The sequence below is a fragment of the Symplocastrum torsivum genome (genome assembly GCF_059505465.1).
In genome coordinates, this window is the sequence record NZ_JCACKQ010000005.1 from 12,058 (window position 1) to 31,915 (window position 19,858).

General features: G+C 45.9%; 19 protein-coding genes. 14 read left to right on the forward strand and 5 right to left on the reverse strand.

Annotation, left to right across the window (positions count from 1 at the left end; translation table 11 throughout):
• Window positions 1-6 precede the first annotated feature (6 nt).
• Window positions 7-789: an RNA polymerase sigma factor SigF gene (locus AC5JL3_RS01275; RefSeq protein ID WP_496072762.1), complete on the reverse strand. Its 783-nt coding sequence runs from the start codon at window positions 787-789 to the stop codon at window positions 7-9.
• Between the two features lie 315 nt (window positions 790-1,104).
• On the opposite strand from AC5JL3_RS01275, the gene AC5JL3_RS01280 reads away from it, so the two are divergent.
• The 7 genes from AC5JL3_RS01280 (at window position 1,105) to AC5JL3_RS01310 (ending at window position 6,242) form a co-directional block, all read left to right on the forward strand.
• The gene (locus tag AC5JL3_RS01280; RefSeq protein ID WP_496072763.1) at window positions 1,105-1,833 is read left to right on the forward strand and encodes a Bax inhibitor-1/YccA family protein; all 729 of its coding nucleotides are present in this window, start codon (window positions 1,105-1,107) and stop codon (window positions 1,831-1,833) included.
• 173 nt (window positions 1,834-2,006) lie between these two features.
• Window positions 2,007-3,114, forward strand: a protein-coding gene (prfB, locus tag AC5JL3_RS01285; RefSeq protein ID WP_496072764.1) for a peptide chain release factor 2 whose coding sequence is annotated in 2 segments (ribosomal slippage) — window positions 2,007-2,078 and window positions 2,080-3,114 — 1,107 coding nt in all. Because the reading frame shifts where the segments join, the coding sequence is not laid out codon by codon here.
• Window positions 3,115-3,408: 294 nt separating this feature from the next.
• The gene (locus AC5JL3_RS01290; RefSeq protein ID WP_496072765.1) at window positions 3,409-3,618 is read left to right on the forward strand and encodes a DUF3285 domain-containing protein; all 210 of its coding nucleotides are present in this window, start codon (window positions 3,409-3,411) and stop codon (window positions 3,616-3,618) included.
• A gap of 33 nt (window positions 3,619-3,651) precedes the next feature.
• Window positions 3,652-4,179 (forward strand): rRNA maturation RNase YbeY, encoded by a 528-nt coding sequence (ybeY, locus tag AC5JL3_RS01295; RefSeq protein ID WP_496072766.1) that lies wholly within the window; start codon window positions 3,652-3,654, stop codon window positions 4,177-4,179.
• Window positions 4,180-4,307: 128 nt separating this feature from the next.
• On the forward strand, window positions 4,308-4,742 hold the full coding sequence (locus AC5JL3_RS01300; RefSeq protein ID WP_496072846.1) for a diacylglycerol kinase family protein: 435 nt from the start codon (window positions 4,308-4,310) through the stop codon (window positions 4,740-4,742).
• A 76-nt stretch (window positions 4,743-4,818) separates the two neighbouring features.
• On the forward strand, window positions 4,819-5,451 hold the full coding sequence (locus tag AC5JL3_RS01305) for an anthranilate synthase component II (protein ID WP_496072767.1): 633 nt from the start codon (window positions 4,819-4,821) through the stop codon (window positions 5,449-5,451).
• 11 nt (window positions 5,452-5,462) lie between these two features.
• On the forward strand, window positions 5,463-6,242 hold the full coding sequence (locus tag AC5JL3_RS01310) for an MBL fold metallo-hydrolase (protein ID WP_496072847.1): 780 nt from the start codon (window positions 5,463-5,465) through the stop codon (window positions 6,240-6,242).
• 95 nt (window positions 6,243-6,337) lie between these two features.
• Here AC5JL3_RS01310 and AC5JL3_RS01315 read toward each other — a convergent pair whose 3' ends face one another.
• Together AC5JL3_RS01315 and AC5JL3_RS01320 are read right to left on the reverse strand one after the other, a co-directional pair.
• The gene (locus tag AC5JL3_RS01315) at window positions 6,338-7,675 is read right to left on the reverse strand and encodes an adenylate/guanylate cyclase domain-containing protein (RefSeq protein ID WP_496072768.1); all 1,338 of its coding nucleotides are present in this window, start codon (window positions 7,673-7,675) and stop codon (window positions 6,338-6,340) included.
• A complete protein-coding gene (locus tag AC5JL3_RS01320) occupies window positions 7,672-8,214 on the reverse strand; it encodes a carboxymuconolactone decarboxylase family protein (protein ID WP_496072769.1) in 543 nt (180 codons plus the stop codon). Before AC5JL3_RS01320 ends, AC5JL3_RS01315 begins: the two co-directional genes overlap by 4 nt.
• 397 nt (window positions 8,215-8,611) lie before the next feature.
• Between AC5JL3_RS01320 and AC5JL3_RS01325 the strand changes: the two genes are divergently transcribed.
• Window positions 8,612-9,925 carry an aminopeptidase P N-terminal domain-containing protein gene (locus tag AC5JL3_RS01325; protein ID WP_496072770.1) on the forward strand — a complete coding sequence of 438 codons (1,314 nt, stop codon included), beginning with the start codon at window positions 8,612-8,614 and terminating at the stop codon, window positions 9,923-9,925.
• A gap of 6 nt (window positions 9,926-9,931) precedes the next feature.
• On the opposite strand, the gene AC5JL3_RS01330 is transcribed toward AC5JL3_RS01325, so the two are convergent.
• Together AC5JL3_RS01330 and AC5JL3_RS01335 are read right to left on the reverse strand one after the other, a co-directional pair.
• Window positions 9,932-10,546, reverse strand: a complete 615-nt coding sequence (locus AC5JL3_RS01330; RefSeq protein ID WP_496072771.1) for a class I SAM-dependent methyltransferase — start codon at window positions 10,544-10,546, stop codon at window positions 9,932-9,934.
• Between the two features lie 372 nt (window positions 10,547-10,918).
• A complete protein-coding gene (locus AC5JL3_RS01335) occupies window positions 10,919-11,182 on the reverse strand; it encodes a hypothetical protein (RefSeq protein WP_496072772.1) in 264 nt (87 codons plus the stop codon).
• A 164-nt stretch (window positions 11,183-11,346) separates the two neighbouring features.
• Between AC5JL3_RS01335 and AC5JL3_RS01340 the strand changes: the two genes are divergently transcribed.
• The 6 genes from AC5JL3_RS01340 (at window position 11,347) to AC5JL3_RS01365 (ending at window position 19,855) form a co-directional block, all read left to right on the forward strand.
• Window positions 11,347-12,954 carry a peptide ligase PGM1-related protein gene (locus AC5JL3_RS01340; RefSeq protein ID WP_496072773.1) on the forward strand — a complete coding sequence of 536 codons (1,608 nt, stop codon included), beginning with the start codon at window positions 11,347-11,349 and terminating at the stop codon, window positions 12,952-12,954.
• A 527-nt stretch (window positions 12,955-13,481) separates the two neighbouring features.
• Entirely contained in the window at window positions 13,482-13,841 is a 360-nt protein-coding gene (locus AC5JL3_RS01345; RefSeq protein WP_496072774.1) for an STAS domain-containing protein, read from the forward strand.
• Window positions 13,786-13,908 (forward strand): pentapeptide repeat-containing protein, encoded by a 123-nt coding sequence (locus AC5JL3_RS01350; RefSeq protein WP_496072775.1) that lies wholly within the window; start codon window positions 13,786-13,788, stop codon window positions 13,906-13,908. The genes AC5JL3_RS01345 and AC5JL3_RS01350 overlap by 56 nt, the downstream gene beginning before the upstream one ends.
• A gap of 71 nt (window positions 13,909-13,979) precedes the next feature.
• Window positions 13,980-15,284: a hypothetical protein gene (locus AC5JL3_RS01355; RefSeq protein ID WP_496072776.1), complete on the forward strand. Its 1,305-nt coding sequence runs from the start codon at window positions 13,980-13,982 to the stop codon at window positions 15,282-15,284.
• Between the two features lie 154 nt (window positions 15,285-15,438).
• Window positions 15,439-16,911 carry a DUF3131 domain-containing protein gene (locus AC5JL3_RS01360; RefSeq protein WP_496072777.1) on the forward strand — a complete coding sequence of 491 codons (1,473 nt, stop codon included), beginning with the start codon at window positions 15,439-15,441 and terminating at the stop codon, window positions 16,909-16,911.
• Window positions 16,912-16,990: 79 nt separating this feature from the next.
• Window positions 16,991-19,855 carry a DUF3131 domain-containing protein gene (locus AC5JL3_RS01365; protein WP_496072778.1) on the forward strand — a complete coding sequence of 955 codons (2,865 nt, stop codon included), beginning with the start codon at window positions 16,991-16,993 and terminating at the stop codon, window positions 19,853-19,855.
• Window positions 19,856-19,858 lie beyond the last annotated feature (3 nt).

Below are 19,858 nucleotides of genomic sequence, written 5' to 3' on the forward strand. Positions count from 1 at the left end.
CTAGCGTTAACTAGCAAGACGACCAGATACTTGAGGCTGTAACAAGCACACCAACTCGTTTATGCCTCGCTTCACATGTCTTGATACTGTCATTGGGCTAACACCAATGTGTTTGGCTGCTTCCTCACGCGGTAGTTGCCGCAAACAAACATACTCAATAGCACTGCGAGTCTTCTCTTCTAGATGGCTCATTGCTCCGTGTAGCTGTTGTCGCTCTTCTTCCCGATTTTGCCAAGCTTCATGATAGGCGTCAGGTAACATTTCTCCCAACGTTAGGACAGAATCAACCGTCTGCCCTACCGTTGCATCCAGGCTTAAAGGTAGGCGATTTTGAATAGCTAATTTACTTTCCTGCCACTCGCGCAATGATACCTTCAAGGCTTGAGCAATCTCAGCATCTTTGGGCAGCCGTCCGAGGATAGCTTCCAATTTTTTACTCTCTTTTTGCCCTTCCCGTTGCAGTTCCTGCCAGCGACGCGGAATCTTGACAGTACTGCCCTTGTCACGTAAAAAATGTAGCATCTCGCCCCGAATGTAAGGCACAGCAAAGGAACTGAAAGCACAGCCTTGATGAGGGTCGAACCGCTCAATGGCACGAATCAAACCGAGATAGCCAATTTGCTGTAAATCTTCATAAGGTTCAGTACACTGCTGACTGACTCGATAAGCAATCTTTCTTACCAAACCTATGTTTAACCGTACTATCTGATTGCGAACTTCAACCGTTGGATTTCGGGAGTAAGCAATCAAAAGTTCCATTCCGCGAAAACGGACAGACTGAGTCGCCATGATATAAAAAACCTCAATTTCTGCAACCTATGCCATCAAGTGGCTTGCTGTAACTAAGCCATCCTGAAATCATTGTCTGTACATAGAAAGGATTAAACTATCGTTGTTTTACGGAAATAATTGCGCTCGACAATTTCCATCTCCGTATATATGCGGAGATGACTTAACGGGGAAATTTGCGATCGCTTAAATGTGCCTTTAGGCAGAAACTGACGTTGGCTAGTTTTCCCTCCTAGCCGAGTGCTTCAGAACTCGTCACAATAGGACTAGATAAATTTGTGTTTGTAACTCATCGGAAAGTTCAGAGGAAATCTCATGAGCAACACCAGTAACTTTCGTCAAGCAATTCGCGAAGCCAAAGGTCAGGCGCTAGTTGGACCGAATGTCATCGCCAACGCGCTTCCCTATGTGGGTGGCGGACTTGTCTTAACCGCACTCGGCACCTACGGAGGACTTGGTGTTCTCCGTTCCAACCCACAGCTATTCATGACAACCTTCTGGGTAGCCCTGATTGCTGAAATCGCTCTTTTCTTCGTAGCCAGTGGCATTGCCCGACAAGGAAAGAACGGTGTCGCACTGCCCCTGTTGGCTAGCTACAGTCTGCTATCTGGCTATACCCTTAGTGGTCTAATCTTCCTTGCCCTCAGAACACCAGGCGTTGGTTTGCAAGGAATTGGTTTTGCTGCCCTCGGCTGTGGTGTTACCTTCATTGCAGGTAGACAAATTGGCTCCAACTTGTCTGATGAAGACGGTATGGCTCTCACCAAAACCGTACAGCTAGGCATGATTGCCCTAGTTGTCGTCTTGGTCGCTCAGCTGCTCTTCTCATTTTTTGGAGGCGGTGTTCCCAGTTGGCTAGAAATTGGCATCTCCGGCATTGGTGTCTTTCTATTTGCTGGGGCGGCTGTCGTGGATTTCTACATCCTGCCTCGCACCTACCGCGACGACGAGTATCTACCTGCTGCTTTGTCGATGTACCTGACTTACATCAACCTGTTTATCTTCATTTTACGGCTGCTCATTGCCTTAAACGGTCGCGACTAATCTAAGGCTGATGTGCCTTCCAAGTTTTGTAGGCTGATTAGCTTATTTCATAAAACATAAGCAGGATAGGGGAGGGGTGTAGCCAACTGCACCCCTATTTTGTGACTCATGCCAGACTCTAGTTAAAATCAACTATGCAACCCAAAGTGTGGTAGCGAAGGATAGAAATCATCATGGAAGCATTAGATATCAAACGCGAAGTCGAACTGTTGTCAGAGCGCCTGGGTAAAACCCAGGACTATCTTTGACGTTCCAGCTCTAAACGCAAAAATCCAGGACTTGGAGCAGTTGGCTGCACAACCAGATTTCTGGGATGACCAAACGTCAGCGCAGCAGACACTTCAAGAACTTAACGACCTCAAATCAAGCCTCCAGCAATATGCTCACTGGCGAAGCAGTCTGGAGGATGCCAAAGCAGTTTTAGAGCTACTAGAACTAGAAGCTGATGAATCTCTGCTAAAAGAAGCTGAAACCAATCTGACTCAACTTACTCAGGAACTTGAGCGTTGGGAGTTGGAACAACTGCTCTCAGGACTTTACGATGCCAAAGGTGCTGTTCTCACAATTAACGCGGGTGCAGGAGGGACTGATGCCCAAGATTGGGTGGAAATCTTACTGCGAATGTACACCCGTTGGGCAGAGAAGCAGGGTTACAAGGTACAACTGGCGGAACTTTCGGAAGGAGACGAAGCAGGGATTAAGTCAGTCACGCTAGAAGTTGACGGGCGTAATGCTTATGGCTATCTCAAAGCTGAGAAAGGAACGCACCGACTCGTGCGGATTTCTCCCTTTAATGCGAACGGCAAGCGGCAGACAAGTTTTGCTGGCGTGGAAATAATGCCGTTGATCGATAACTCCGTTGAGCTTGACATTCCAGACAAGGATTTAGAAATTACAACCACTCGTGCTGGTGGCAAGGGCGGGCAAAATGTCAACAAGGTAGAGACAGCCGTGCGGATTGTGCATATTCCGACAGGTGTGGCTGTGCGTTGTACTCAGGAGCGAAGTCAACTGCAAAATAAAGAGAAAGCCTTAGCGATTCTGAAAGCAAAGCTGCTAATTATTGCTCAGGAGCAACGTGCCCAGGAAATTGCCGAAATTCGAGGCGATATGGTAGAAGCCGCTTGGGGGAACCAGATTCGTAACTATGTCTTTCATCCGTATCAGATGGTAAAAGACCTACGCACGAATGTTGAAACTACAGCCGTTAGTGATGTTTTAGATGGCGACATTGACCCTTTTATTGAAGCCTACCTCCGCCAGGAAAATCAGCTAACCTAGAACAGGCTTATCTGCCTTGAGCCTCTGCGCTTTATTGCCTCGGTGTCTTTGATCTAATGCCTAGCTTCGATCAACCTACAGTCCTGATAGTTCTTCTCATCGCTGTAGTATGATCTGCTGACTCTCAAGGGGGATTTTGCGATCGCCAAAGCTCCCTTGAGGAAAAATCCTCTTCCAATTCGTTACATAAAAGCCCTCTGCCTTCTTCAAATTCTAGGGATTGAGTAGCAATTGTTAAGCAAACTGTTACATTAGAGTCATAAAATAACCATTGAGCGAAATTCACTTTATTTTATGAGTAATCCATCTTCAGCACCCGAAGCCCTAGAGCAAGGCTCTGAGGAAACGATAAACCCGCCAGCCGCAACAGAACACAAGCCAAGTTATGTAAAACTCGCTATGCGTAACATGGTGCGTAAGCGCGGGACATCCCTAAAACATTTTTTCCTAACAACGGCTGGCTTATTGACCGTGCTTGTTGGTCTTGCCTACCTAACCCGTTAGATGTCTGTGGCAATTCCTTAAGAGGCTTTAAGTGTGGAAGTTGAAGTGAGTGTTCAGGATTATTTTTTTACCGCGTCCCGGTCAACAATTAGTGAGGCGGAAAAACTCCCCTGTTCAATTTCGATCTCACTCTGGGAAAGCTGGTTTTATAAATGGCTAGAAATCCTGCAACCTGCTCTCTCACCGACTGATGCCTATGAACTCACACTTCGCCTTACTGACGATGCAGAGATCCAGGGACTTAATGCTCAGTACCGTCACAAAAATCAACCAACAGATGTACTAGCTTTCGCCGCTTTGGAGGTAAACTCTCCTCAGTTACCAACCGAATTTCAGTTGTCTGTGCCTTTGTATCTTGGGGATGTTGTGATTTCGGTTGATACAGCTGAGCGACAGGCTCAACAACAAGGGCATCCCCTACAAACTGAACTAGCGTGGTTAGCTGCCCACGGCTTACTTCATCTTTTGGGATGGGATCATCCGGATGAAGAACGTTTGATAGAAATGCTTAATCAGCAGGAAACCTTACTTCAGAGTGTCAATCTAACTATCCAACGCTAGGGTTGGTTCTACATTCTTACTATGTACCCCTTTAGATGAAGCAAAAATCAATGGTGTTACAAAAGGCTCAGTCTACTCACTCTCAATTCCTCACATCAAGTGCGCTGTCTATGCCTCAAGACCTGTCCATGCCGAATCCTAACCAATCTGACCCGATAAAACGTAAACGGGACTTAGCATGGCGGATTGCCCCGACGTTAATGCTTAGTTTCAAATATGCCTGGGCTGGTCTGTCTTATGCCTTTGTGACACAACGCAACTTTCGCATTCACACTGTAATTGGCACCCTAGCAATTAGCTTGGGTGTTTTTTTACACCTAAGTGCTGTGGAAATTTCTGTGATTTGCATAACAAGCGGATTAGTGCTGGCGTTGGAGTTGTTAAACACAGCCATTGAGTCGGTTGTTGACTTAACGGTCAAACAGACTTACCATGAACTGGCAAAAATTGCGAAAGACTGTGCAGCGGGTGCTGTTCTCATTTCTGCGATCGCAGCAGTATTTGTCGCTGGGTCACTCCTAATCCCACCGCTATTGACATTAATTCAGTCAGTTATGCAATAGCAATCTAGGATAAAGAGGGTCGAGAAGCGATTGAGTAGCGCTTTGAAGAATTTCAGACCCAAAGGAGTTATGTTGAGTGATCATCGTTATTGACAACTACGATAGTTTTACCTACAACCTGGTTCAGTACCTAGGAGAATTAGGTAAAGAATTACCTGTAGCCTCAGAAGTTCAGGTCTACCGCAATGACAAAATCGACCTAGAACAAATCCAGAGACTCCAACCCGATGGGATAGTCATTTCTCCGGGTCCAGGTCGTCCTGAAGATGCAGGTATCTCTGGGTCGTTATACACAAATCTCGGTGCAACTGTGCCGATTTTGGGCGTTTGTCTGGGTCATCAAAGCCTAGGTCAAGTATTCGGTGCAGAGATTGCTTCAGCCCCTGTACTGATGCATGGTAAGACTTCTGAGATTTATCACATAGGTGTTGGTGTGTTTCGGGGATTAGCTAATCCGTTTACTGCAACTCGGTATCATAGTCTGGTGATTGACCGCAGTAGCTGTCCAGAGGTACTGGAGATAACGGCTTGGGTTGAGGATGGAACCATTATGGGTGTCAGACACCGGAACTATCCCCACCTTGAAGGCGTCCAATTTCATCCAGAGAGTATTCTCACCTCTTCTGGTAAACAGCTAATGCGAAACTTCCTGGAATCACTTCCAGCGTCGTGTCGTCACTCAATGGCAGTAAACTCAATGGGGAACTAATTCAAGAAAACATGAAACGGCGACAGTTGATGCGCTACGCGGGTGCTGGTTTGCTCACAACGCTTGGAACGGGTTTAGCTTCTGGACTTAGCTCATATCAAGCGCAAGCACCGGGTGGGGCACTTTCAGTACAGTGGCTTGGGCATACCTGCTTTTTATTTACTGGTGGTGGTACACGAATTCTAGTGAATCCATTTCGGGCATTAGGATGTACGGCTGGGTATCGTGTGCCCAAGGTGGCAGCCGATTTAGTCCTAATTAGTAGCCAGTTATTTGATGAAGGAGCCGCCGAGGGGCTTCCAGGGAATCCTCGGATACTTTTTGAACCAGGTGTCTATCAGGTGGGTAGCATACAGATACAGGGTATTAGTATCGCTCACGATCGCGTTGGTGGACGCCGCTTTGGCAATAACGTCGCTTGGCTATGGACTCAAGGGGGTGTCAAAACCCTACATTTAGGGGGAGCAGCTGCACCAATTGATATTGAGCAAAAAATCCTTATCGGGCGTCCTGATTTAGCACTCATCCCTGTGGGAGGCGGACCAAAAGCCTACAATCCTCAAGAAGCCAAGCAAGTAATCAGCACCCTTAATCCTAAAGTTGTCATTCCTACTCATTTCCGAACACAAGCTGCTGATGGTGCGGCTTGCGATATTGTGCCAGTAGATGAATTCTTGACGTTGATGGATGGGATGACAGTGCGCCGACTCAACAGCGATATGCTAACCCTCAAATCAAGCGATTTGCCTCAGAGTGGCTCAGTAATTCAAGTCTTGAGTTACAACTTTTAGCGAATTTAACTGGGCAAAAATCAAAGTTATTCTTCGTTAGCCCATACAGGAGGGGCAATCTCTTCACCTGCGGCTCTGCCTAGGGTTGCCCCTGATTAATTCGATTCAATACTTGAGTAAAGGGCATTAAACTCATCATTGGGCAACAAACCTAAGGGGTCGAAAGCCAGATGCTTTTTAATGCCAAGAACAAAATACATATCAATATAACCTTTACTTTTTGCCTCTATCTTCCCTCGATGTTCACATTCAAAAAAATCTTTTACTAATTCAAAAGTCGATTGAGAAATATTAATAGCACCGGGAATACTAGATGACTCGATTCGGGAGGCAGTATTAACCGCATCCCCCCACACATCATAAGTAAACTTTTTCTTGCCAATAACACCAGCGAGTAAAGAGCCAGAGTGAATACCCAGCCGAATTTCCCAATACGGGTGATTGTTTAAAATCTTTTCTTGTCTTCGCCAACCCATAAATGCTTGAATTTGTAGAGCGGCAAGGACAGCATCAATGGCGTGAGTTTTATTAGGAATAGGAATTCCTGCAACACACATATAACTATCACCAATCGTTTTCAACTTCTCCAGTTTGTGTGCTTCAATTACCATATCAAAGTAGGAGAAGCAATAATCCAGTTCATTAACTAATTCTTCTGGCGTTAACTGTTCAGCTAATTTAGTGAAGTCTTTGAAATCCGTGAAGAGAATTGTGGCAGATTTGTAGGAAGTTGGTTTAACTTTACCAGTTTGCTTCAGCTCATTAGCAATCTCTAGTGGTAGTGTATTACATAGGAGTTTATCAGACTTGCGTCGTTCCACATCGAGTTCCGAATACAGCCGATTCATCTCCTCTAGCAGCAAGTCCATTTCCTTAAAATGCTTGGCGTTTTGGATAGCAGTAGATACTTGCAAAGCTAGTAAAAAGCCAATGCGTAAATCTTCATGAGTGTAGGTTTGTGGAGGCGTTGTCGCGAAATTAATCGAACCAATAACTTGTCGTTCCCGTTCTAGAGGAATAATGATTTGTGAAGCGTAGGCGGATAGAAAAGTATTTTTATAATCTTTGGGATTAAGTTGGGGCTGTCCAGTTTTTAATGCCCGACTAATCGGATTGTTATCTGAGAAAACACAAGAGCTGCACTCCACTGCTGGACCAAATAAAGTGACGATACGACAAGAACCATCGTCGCTTTTGAGACAGACACTACAATGTTTGAAGTCCAGCAACCATTTGGCTTGCTTGCCTACTATCCGCAAAATTTCATCCAAATTTAGGGAACGGTTAATTGCATTGGCAATTTCATTCACTGCTGCAATGCGTACTGAAAGTGCTTGAACTTCAGTGAGTAGGCGTTGCGTTGTTTGTAGAAGTTGTTCCCGATCCTGAGCTTCAAGCCTCCCGCCACTAATCGAAAAAGGATAAAAACTCATAAATTGTCAATATCTAGGGCGATTGTATCTGTGTATTGATTAAGTGCTGTAAACAAGTTTGCCGTGGCAATAAGCTCGAAGAGTTCTTCTTGATCTAGCCCCAAGTCTTGCAGGTGTTGATAAGATGCACAGGTCAATTTATGAGGTTTGGTAGCAGCAACTAAGCCAAAGCTAATGACAGCTTTTTCTCGCTCAGGTAGCGGGCAGTTATCAAAATCAGAGACAAGCGTCTGGAGGACTTCTTCACTAATTCCTAATGCCGATAACCCATGTAGGTGAACTTGGAGCGCATACTGGCTACCATTAGCTTGGGAAATGGCAACGCCGATCATTTCCTTGATAGTCCGGGGTACACTTCCCTGCAAGATTGTAGCCTGGAAGTTTTTCCAGCTAGCTTCCAAAAAGTCTGGACTAATTGCCATTGATTTAAACAGGTTGGGTACAATGCCAAATCCTAGTTCAGCGAGAATTTCCTCATAGACTGCCTTTACCTTTGGATCGGTTACTTGGTCATATTCCTGGATAGGAAAGTGGGCCATTGTTGCCTCTTTTCTTAATGTCTGGGGATATGGGATTGTGGTTCAAGAGTTTGACGCGAGAATGATCCCTGATTTTGGCTATATCAGGATTTACATCTAGCTCACCTTTTTTAAGGAAGGTTACGGGGAGTGACGACAGCTTAAACTACCCGAAATTATGTTAAAGGTGCGTAAGTTCTATTTATTCTCCTTGCTTAGAAGTAACGTCGGTTCTAAACCTATGAAGTTTCAGTAGAATGCCTATAATGTCTCAGTAAAACCCTAGGCAATACACTCCCTGATTAGAGTAGCGAATTTGACTGAGGGGTGCTACTCCTCAACAAATAACAACTCTGGCTAAGTGTTGTCCAGAGTATTAGGTAGTAAATCTATAAAGTTCGAGATAGTGAAGACCGTTATGATTCTGCATACAGAGTACCAAGAACGTCGTGAGCAGTTGATGGCGAAGATTGGCAGTGGTACGGCGATCTTCAAGAGCGCTCCAGTTGCTGTGATGCACAACGATGTTGAGTACGCTTTTCGGCAAGACAGCGATTTTTTCTACCTGACGGGTTTTAATGAGCCGGAAGCGGTTGCTGTGCTAGCGCCACATCATGAAGAACATCGCTTTATTTTATTTGTTCAACCCAAAGAACGGGAGAAAGAAGTTTGGACAGGCTACCGTACTGGTGTGGAAGCGGCTAAGGAGAAATTTGGTGCAGATGAGGCGTATCCAATTGCGGAACTCGATGAGAAGTTGCCCCAGTATTTAGAAAAGGCAGATCGGATTTATTATCACTTGGGACGCGATCGCAAATTCAACGACACCATCCTCGATCATTGGCAACGCTTGATGAGAACCTATTCCAAGCGTGGCACAGGACCATTCGCGATCGAATCAACTAATCCAATTCTCCATGCAATGCGCCAAGTCAAAAGTGCTGCGGAATTGGAGATGATGTGGAAAGCGGTTGCGATTTCTGTTGAAGCGCACAACCACGCACGGGAATTTGCCCAACCAGGACGCTATGAGTACGAAGTTCAGGCGGAGATCGAACATATCTTTCGCCTACGGGGGGCGCTGGGACCTGCTTATCCTTCGATTGTGGCATCGGGTGCGAATAGCTGTGTGCTGCACTACATTGAGAATGATCGACAGATGCAGGATAATGACCTATTGCTAATTGATGCAGGGTGTGCATATGGGTACTACAACGCAGATATTACTCGTACCTTCCCGGTTGGTAATAAATTTACTCCAGAGCAAAAGATACTGTATGAGCTTGTCTTGAAAGCCCAGCAAGATGCGATCGCACAAATTCAGCCAGGAAACCCCTATAACCAATTTCATGACACCGCTGTACGAGTGCTAGTCGAAGGGTTGATGGATTTAGGACTCCTTGCCGGAGACATTGAGGAAATCATCAAAGAAGAGAAGTACAAACCCTTCTATATGCATCGCACAGGGCATTGGCTAGGGTTAGATGTCCATGATGCAGGTGCTTACAAACACGGTGAAAACTGGCAGATTTTGCAGCCCGGTCATGTCGTAACCGTAGAACCAGGACTTTATATTGGACCGGATACCGAACCCGTTGAAGGACAACCAGCGATTGACGAGTGTTGGCGCGGGATTGGAATTCGGATTGAGGATGATGTCTTAGTAACCGCTGAAGGGCATGATGTTCTGACAGACGCTGTTCCTAAATCTGTAGAAGATATGGAACGTTAATCGCGATCAAACCTTGCTGGCAACGCCTTTGTACATATAGCCACCAATTTTTGGGCTTTTTGGCGCGTAAAACTGCTCAACAGTTACGTTCTTGAACTGGGCTTCTACCAGTGCCTTGATGTTGCGGTTGAGATGACAGCCAACTGCGATCGCTTTATTGATCGGGTTCAGGCGATTTTGCCATACCTGAACCTTTGGGTCATCACTCAGCCCATGCTCAATAAAAAAGAACCGTCCCTCTGGCTTGAGAACCCGATAGATTTCCTTGAGTGCTTGCTCAACATTAGCAATGCTGCACAACGTCCAAGTGCTGACAACGCAATCGAATGTGTTGTCAGCCATCGGCAGGTTCTCGCCATTGAGAACTCGGTTATCGACTCGGATATTGGAGGATTCGATCCGTTTTTGAGCTAAGGCATTCATCCCAGGATTGGCATCAACTGTAACAAGTTGTTGAAGATGCTCAGGGTAGTAAGAGAGATTTATCCCTGTGCCAAAACCGATTTCTAGCACCTCTCCTTGCACATCTGACAAAACTTCGCGACGGTACAAAGCTAAACTGGGGTCGGACATACCCCAATCCAGCAGTCGCGGCGCAATTACCTGGGAGTAGAAACCCATACTGAATCACCTTTGAATGCAAAAACATTTGACTACAGTGAAAGTTTGACGTACTGCATCTCAACGGTACTTCATCCATTTGGCTCATCTAGGGTGAATCACGCACAGGATATCTTAGTCAGCTACTCGGCACTTATAGCTAGCAAAAGGCTCTTATGCAGAGGGCAGAAGCTTGAGTACTAGTAAGTGGTTGTTTAGACCGTTAAATCCGTCCTAACCTTTATGGCGACAGCTACATATAGCAGTTTCCTGGAGAGATGAGGTACAGCAGAAGATGTGTGAAACAAGAGATACAGAAGAAAACAAAAAAGCTGATAGCTGACGGCTTTCTGCCATACATCATTGCAACAACAACTTTTCAGACAACATCACCTACCTGGGGAAGCACTTACGCAGTGTTACTTGACCGACTAAACCAGTTGTGCTAGGAGAAGCGAAATGAACAACTTCTATGACGGTAAAGCATGGTCCTACAGTATGTAGCTTCCCGTCCGGAAACGAGACTAACTCGCCTTGGGTAGGGAGTCGGGATAATTCGACTAACTTTCCATTTAAGTCTTCCAATTCCGCTGAGTAATCCTTATGAGACCGTCGTGGAGCATTCTCGAACATCAATTGAACTTTAACGAGTTCCATCGGTAGCGTCCCTTTTCCAATTTTGTTTGCCCTATTTAATTTGCCATTGATGGTGCCTTCTTTTGTCTGTAAAACTCACAGGACTTAACAAAGAAGGTTTATTAACCAGTTGCCCCAGCAACCGTTAAGATTGCATTGATCAGCATTAGGGCGGGTTTGGGGCGATGCACACGTTAAATTCTTCTTCCTCTGAACAAGCAGAGCAATTTCGGCACCTTCAAAACCAGTTGCGCGATCGCTGGCATAATGTTGACCTATTTGACATGGATGACCACGATATTTTGGTGGTGCCGTCCGTTAGTGTTGACCAGCGAGAACTGAAGAAGATTCAGGGCTTTTTACACTATGAAGAACGACTTTTGTTCTCGTTGATTCGTCTGCGTAACCCCCGTACTCGCTTGATCTACGTTACAGCGCAGCCAATGTCGCCGATTGTGATTGAGTACTATTTGCAGTTGTTGCCTGGGATTCCCTTTTCTCACGCACGCGATCGCTTGCTGCTGCTTTCGACCTATGATGGCTCCCTCAAACCCCTTACCCAAAAGATTTTAGAGCGTCCCCGCTTAATTGAGCGAATTCGTCAAGCCCTGCGCCCTCACAAATCTTACATGGTTTGTTATAACTCGACTTTTCTAGAGCAAGAGTTATCTGTGCGACTAGATTTACCACTGCTTGCTCCAGACCCTGCTTTACTGTATTGGGGCACCAAAAGCGGCAGTCGGGAAATTTTCGCAGAATCCGGTGTGACTCATCCAGATGGCAGTGAGAGTGTCACGAAGGCTGATGATTTAGCCGAGGTAGCTGCCGAGTTGTGGGAACGCCAACCCGACTTAAAGCGGATGGTAGTCAAACTTAACGAAGGTTTTTCAGGAGAGGGTAATGCGATTTTGGACTTAAGACCAATAGCAGAAATGTCTCCGGGGAATGTCTCCCATGCCCAACGTGTGGCAGCACTTCATAAACGTATGGAGCATTTAAGCTTCCAAGCGAAGACAGAGACTTGGGCAAATTTTTCTAGTCGTGTCCCAGAGTTAGGCGCACTGGTAGAGGCATTTATTGAAGGAGAAGAAAAGCGATCGCCTAGTGTCCAAGGTTACATCACTCCCAATGGCGAAGTAGAAATACTGTCTACCCACGATCAAATCTTAGGTGGCCCAGACGGTCAGATTTATCTCGGTTGCCGATTCCCTGCTGATGAAGTGTATCGGCTACGCCTACAAGAACTGGGGAAACGAGTTGGTCAGGCATTAGCTCAAAAAGGGGCAATGGAACGCTACGGGGTCGATTTTGTCGCGGTACATCAACCCGATAGCAAGGGGGCAGCCTGGGATTTGCAAGCGATTGAAATCAACCTACGCAAAGGCGGCACAACCCATCCCTTCATGACCCTCAAATATTTAACCAATGGTCGGTATGATTCTTCTACAGGTCTTTTTTACAGCCATCAAGGTCGAGAGAAGTACTACATTGCCTCTGACAACCTGCAAAAAGAACGCTACCAAGGATTAATGCCCAATGATCTGATGGATATCATTGCTCACCACCGTCTACACTTTGATAGCAGCACCAGAACGGGCAGCGTGTTTCACCTAATGGGTTCCCTTTCGGAGTTTGGCAAACTGGGATTGACCAGCATTGGTGACTCTATGCAACAGGCAGAGGACTTATACAATCAGGTGGTGAACGTCCTGGATGAAGAAACTAAATCAAGTACAAGTCCTTTTGTGTCTCCCTCCTATCCCAGTCCCCCCATTGCTTGGACGGGAGGCTAAACGGTTGCCTCTAAACAGCGTAAGCTCACATCTATCTAGAAAATAGGTGGTAGGTGGTAGGGGAGAGGAATTTTCATCTAAAGACGACTGGATAAGAGTTTTAGTCCACTGAAGTGGACTTGAGCTATTAGCCCGGAGTTTAAACTCCGGGCGGATTATGAACGTCAAAGGAGAAAGGGAAACTGCCTTTGACCTAAAACAAGCAATTCATTTACGACTAGCTAAGAAGAACCCTAATGTTGCAATCGGGGTGTTTGTGTATGGGTTTGTGACTACCAACATCAGTCTCAGATTTTTGGGTCTTATCGGGTAGTTGCTGTTCCTGAGAGAAAAAAATCGGGAACTCTATAAAAGAGAAGCGATCCGTTACCTCTGCCTATCAGTCTTCATCAATACAGGATGAGTGAACCTGAGTAGCGAGAAGGACTGTCTATCTTAGCTTCTGTAGGTGAAGTCGTGATAGCCGTTGTAGCGATCGCAAATCAAATCTTGTCCAAGCATCTAACCAAAGAATAGGAGTTCCCTAAATGAGTTCTGTAGTCAAAGTTTTTCAACCCTCTGGAATTTTAGATGGTATTCAGGGAACTCAATTGCGTAAAGATATCAATGCCGCCGTGGAAACAGGTATTGATATTGTGCTGCTCGATCTTCAGGACATAACGTTTATGAATAGTTCTGGATTAGGAACTCTCTTAGCAGCACTGAAAATTGTGAAAGCAACAAGCAGTAAGATTTTCCTTTGTTCCATTAATGAGCAAGTGAACATGATATTTGAAATGACTAAGATGGAGCGAATTTTTCAAATTTTCACTAACAGGGATGAATTTGAAGATGCAATCCTACCATCCGAATACCAGCTTTTGGAACACCATTACCACACTAAGTGAGACCAACCTAACGGGTGTCAACCTAACTGAGGTCAACCTCTCAGAAGCAAAAGGGCTGTCAACCTAAGCCAACAGTAAACGACCTAGCCCTAAATGCAAATTCGGTAGCTCTTTGGCATTTACCAAGAACTTGTCTTCATGTCTGAAACTAAAACCAACACCCAAACAACTACGGTACGAAAGGTAGGTTGGAAATATCTGCAATACCAATCAGCCCTAATCTTGAGCGTAGGAATTTGCACTTTGGGGGCAGGTAAGTTACAGGCTGTAACTGAGAACTCTGTTTCTCTCAACACCTTTGAAAACGAAAACTCAGCGTCAGAACTGACCGAACAAATTCCCTCTGCTGACAAGCTGGAAAACCCTAACCCAGAAACACTTAACGGTTTTGAAGACTCCTTAGTTGAGCTGCACTATCCCTCAAAACCACTACCTCAGTTGATGGCGGTGCCGGAAAACTTCAATCCTGGGCTGCGACTACCACCACCGGAACCCCAGCCACCCGCACCATCCAGCCAACCACAAACTTCAACAGAGCCTGTAACTCCTGCTGTCAAATTGGAAAGTCTGACAACAGATTTTCGTAGGGATTCAGATAACTTTGACCAACGCAATCTATTTATTGAAGAAACCGCTCAATTTCGCTTAGCTAATGGCAACCGTTTTCGTATCAGAACGGGCTTCAATTCTTTTGAACAGCAAGATGTTGAGTCAGTTACAAACATTCCTTTGCAAGTTGAATGGGAAGGAAAGATTGATCGAGTAACTGTAACGGTAGGAGGGGGAGTTGATACCTTCGACCGTTTGCCAACGGCTCTCAATTTTAATGCCAGGGTAGAAGTGCCAATTGCAATGAAGGTTAGCCCATCTGGTCAACTTCAATCAGGGGTGGTGATATCGGCTGATGTAGAACAAGGTCCGTACAAGTCTAATGCCGAAACCCTAGACAATCAAATCACAGCTTGGCGGTTCGGACCGAGTATCTACTGGCAAATTGACCCGAAGACTAGCTTGTATTCATCGTTGCGTTTGGGCAGTTATAACGATGGCAATTTTGAGCAGCAGTCTTTTAGCAGACTAGAACACAAAATTGGACAATTTTCTATAGCCGCTAACGTATTTAACTGGAATTATACGGATGATGTTCAAGAAACGAGTGGCTATTTTTCTCCATCCGATTTCCTGGTTTACAACGGCGAAGTCGCTTGGGAGGGAAATGTCTTTGAGGATCTACGCTGTCGCGTCGCAGCAACGTTGGGACAGCAACGACTGAAAGGGGAATGGGATAACAGTAATGGCTATCAAGCTCGCTGTACAGCAAAGCTATCGACCAATGTGGAAGCGGACTTCGGTTATGCCTTCTCGAATACTCGAAATCGAGACACAGGGGAAAGTGCGTACAACAATCAATCCTTTACAGGGCAACTCCGGATCAAATTTTAGGTTTTATCTGGTAGTTGCTGTTCCTCAGAGAAAAAAATCGGGAACTCTATGAAAGAGAAGCAACCCGTCACCTCTGCTTACAGAGTCTTCATCAATACAGGATGAGTAAACCTGAGTAGCGAGAAGACGGGATATCTACTAACCAGGAGTTGTAATGAATTCTGACTTTGACCCTCCCCCCAAAAAGTTGTCTATCTTAGCCTCTATAGGGGGAGTAGTGACAGCAGTTGTAGCGATCGCAGGTTTAGAAGTTCTGTCCAATCACCTTGATAAAACAGCTTCCGTCTCACGAACTACAGTATCTACGGCTCAAACCGCTACACCTGAGCCAGATACTAAAGCAACAAATACTAAAGCAACAACGGTTGCCCAACTAGACGCGCAATCTGTGGAACTACCAGGAACATCGGTGAGTCCGAAGGAGATTGCAGAAACTAAGACTCCTTATGTTGCTCCTGGTGTAGGCGAGTTGAGTCCACAGGAATTAGCAATGGCGCGTCAAGCTTGGCAATACTTTGAGCGCAACTGGAATGATGAAACAGGCTTGGTGAACTCAGCCGATAAGTTTCCCTCAGTCACAATGTGGGATCAAGCGGCTGCGATCGCAGCTTTAGTCAGCGCTAAAGAGTTGAATATTGTCCCAGAGGCAGAATTTAACACCAAGATGAGGCGGATGTTGAAAACGCTGGCTACGATGCCCCTTTATAAAGGTGAACTGCCTAACAAAGTCTACAACGCTAAAACCCTAGTTCCTGTTAACTACGGTCAACTCGATAAACGAGAAGAAATTGGCTGGTCAGCCCTCGATTTGGGGCGTTTAGCGATTTGGCTCAAGATTGTGGGAGCTAAATATCCGCAGTTGCAGCGGCAAACAGAAGCCGTTTGGAAACACTGGCAGGTTGATCGTCTTACCAAAGATGGTCAAATGTACGGCACTGCGATCGTCAAGGGTAAAGAACAGCTAAACCAAGAAGGTCGATTGGGCTACGAAAATTACGCGGCTTATGGTCTAAAACTCTGGGGTTTAGATGTAGAGAAAGCCCTGAATTCTCAATCTAATGTTGCCTTTGTCAATCTCTACGGAAAGGGTGTTCCCTATGATCAACGGGATGCCAAAACGTCTGGAGCGAATAACTATGTTCTTAGCGAACCCTATATTCTGGATGGCATTGAAACTGGCTTTCAATCATTACCCAAAGCCTATGCTGACCGGATATTAGCCGCTCAAGAGGCTCGGTACAAAACTACAAAACAGTTAACTGCCGTTACAGAAGATAACCTCGATCGCGCTCCCTATTTTGTTTACAATACTCTATTCGTCAACGGGCAACCTTGGGCAGCAATTACAGATACAGGGGAAACACATAATGATTTACGGTTTCTCAGTGCTAAAGCAGCATTAGGCTGGCATGTACTCTACAACACACCATACACTCGCCAGTTATCTGATTTTGTCCAAGCCAACCTAAAAACTGATAAAGGCTGGTACAACGGCTTTTATGAATCCTTAAAGGAGCCTAATAAGTCTTTGACGGCTAACAATAACGGCGTCATGCTCGAAAGTTTGCTCTACAAAAAGATAGGAAAGCCATTTACTGTCTGGGCAGGTGTAAAACCACCTCGCTAAACTGCCTAATTTAACTGAACCAATGATGCATGATTTGCATAAAGAGTCAATATTTTAACCCAAAGGAAAGTAATTTCTGATGATGCAAAAACGCCATCAGCAAAAGTGGTTGAGGCTAATTGCCTTATTCCTGATAGGGGCAGTTTCACAATCTTTATTAACTGTTTTTTTGTCCAAGCCAAGCGTGGCTCAAATCCCAACGACTGCACCTAATGCCTGTGCCGAGATCAGCGCTCCTTTAACACCAGAGGAACAGATTTATGCTAAGGCGGCTTGGCAGTACTTTGTTAACAACTATCAGCCAGCAACAGGATTTACCAATTCAGTTGGAGGGTATCCCTCCGGCAGCCTCTGGGACATTGGCAATTACTTGATGGCATTGAATTCTGCACGCTGGCTGAATTTAATTGACCAAGGAGAATTTGACTCTAGGCTCAACCAGTTTTTGAAGACGCTCAGTGAACTCAAGCTATTTGAGGATACTCTGCCTAACAAAGTTTATAACGCGGCAACTGGGCAGATGACTGATTATGGAAACAACCCGCTAGAGCGTGGCATTGGCTGGTCTGCGTTAGATGTCGGTCGTATTTTAGCTGCCTTTCATGTTGTCCGTACCTGTCATCCGCAATACGGTGATTGGATTAAAGGAATTCTGGACAAGTGGAAGATAGAGCGATCGCTAAAAGATGACCAACTCTACGGAGCCATGGTTCTTCCTAACAAAGAGACATTGCTGGTGCAAGAAGGACGCCTCGGATATGAGGAATATGCCGCTAGAGGCTATGAACTTTGGGGCTTTAAAGCATCCAAGGCACTGGCACTAGAACCTTATCAATTCGTAGATATTAACGGTGTCAAAGTCCCCGTTGATACCCGTGACTACCAAAGCACTCAGGCTAACAATTATGTAGTCAGCGAGTCCTACATCCTTGACGGTATTGAATTTGGTTTGGAAGGAGCTTTAAAAGAATATGCTGCCAACGTTTTAGAAGTACAAAAGCGACGCTTTGATGCTACAGGGCAGTTGACCTCTGTATCAGAAGACAACATTGACCAAGCCCCTTATTTTCTCTACAACACGGTTTATTCCAACGGTAATTCCTGGGCAACCATTACTGAAGAAAATAAGCTTTATCCACAACTACGAAGTATCAGCACGAAAGCGGCGTTCGGCTGGCGCTATCTTTACCCCGATAATGCCTATGCTCAAAAAGTGTTTGATGCGGTAAAAGATTTGCGTAGCCCTGATGGGGGTGGCTTTTATGCTGGACTATACGAAGAAACAAAGCAGCCAAATAAATCGCTGACAGGCAACACGAATGGGCTAATTCTGGAGATTTTGTACTACAAAGCTAGAGGAAATCGCCCACTCATCGGCTCAAGTTTGGTCACTTTTGCAGCACCGGGGCAGCCAAATAGCAATGCTGCAACTCCAACGGCTACAGGTAGTTCATCCCAAGGGAGGCAAAACTCTGCACCTGTACCGGCTGAGACACCAGTTATTGCCGTCGCACCCATTCCTCCGGTCGGAAAGCCTCAGCCCTCAGCTTTTCCCAAGCTAGCAAGACCGCTAACCGTTCCAGAACGGCGTTATGCAGAGGCAGCTTGGCAATACTTTAAGGCTAATTATCAATCGAACAGTGGATTGGTTGATGACCGCAGTGACATGAAAGATGCAACGCTGTGGGGATTAGGGGATTATTTAGCGGCTCTAAATGCAGCACGCGCTCTTGACATTATCACTGAGCGAGAATTTAGCGATCGCACCCGGCACCTATTAGGGGCACTGAAGAGACTGCCTCTGTTTGCTGGACAGTTACCCCACCGAGGCTATGATACCCAGTCATTGCAACCCGTAGACTATGGCGGTAATCCTGCTACACAAGGAAGCAGCAATCCCACAGCAGAAGGAACAGGTTGGTCAGCCCTTGATATTGGGCGGGTACTAGCGGCACTCTATACCCTGAAGAACTATCATCCCGAATACACAAAAGCCGTCGATGAAATTGTGCTGGAGTGGTCGTACTCACAAGTAGTACGGGATGGTCTTCTGTTTAGCGGGAGAGTAACTAAGGATGAGAATGGGCGACTCTTGACACGAGTTAATCATGAAACCCGTCTTGGCTACGAGGAATATGCAGCCCGTGCCTTTCAGTTATGGGGGTTTAATACTAATCGTTCCGCTGTCGGTGGTCAATATCAAACGACCTCAGTAGAAGGAGTTGAGGTGCCAACTCAACGCCATCAACAGTCGGCACAAGATACGGTGAGTAATCCATTCGTACTCTATGGCTTGGAATTTGGCTATGACCCTCAAATGCGGCAACTGGTACAACCCATTCTTCAAGCCCAAGAGTCGCGTTACCGTCGTACTGGCACCTTTACGGCTGCTGCCACTACCCTGCTTGATAAACCGCCTTACGTGGTTCATAACACGATTACTAGTCGGGAAGGGGCTTGGGCAACTCTAGCGGATGACGGGAAGTCGGTGCCAGATGTGCGTACAGTCAGCACTGCCGTCGCCTTCGGCTTTCATGCCTTGTTCCCAGAAAACGGATATACCCGCCAATTATGGGAAGCAACAATAGACCTCTACAACCCTCAGCTTGGCTACTATGAGGGCTTTTATGAAAAAACGGGTAAACCTACGACTGCCTTGGGAGGCAGCAGCAACAGCCTAATTCTGCAATCTCTGCTGTACAGGGCAACAAATCACCAACCCCTGATTCGTCCAGAAACATCAATGAATTCTCCTTGGTGGCGGGCAGTGGCAGCAGGCGATGCGGGTCGTGGTTTGCCGAATAGTGCCACGCAGACAGCACGATTGATTACTGATTCCACTGGGGCTTATTGGGTTTCAGTTAGTGACAGCACTACACCTATTACCTTGCAAGGACTGGGGGCTGGACGAGATTCTTCCCCATCGCTCTCTTCAGAAAGATAACCT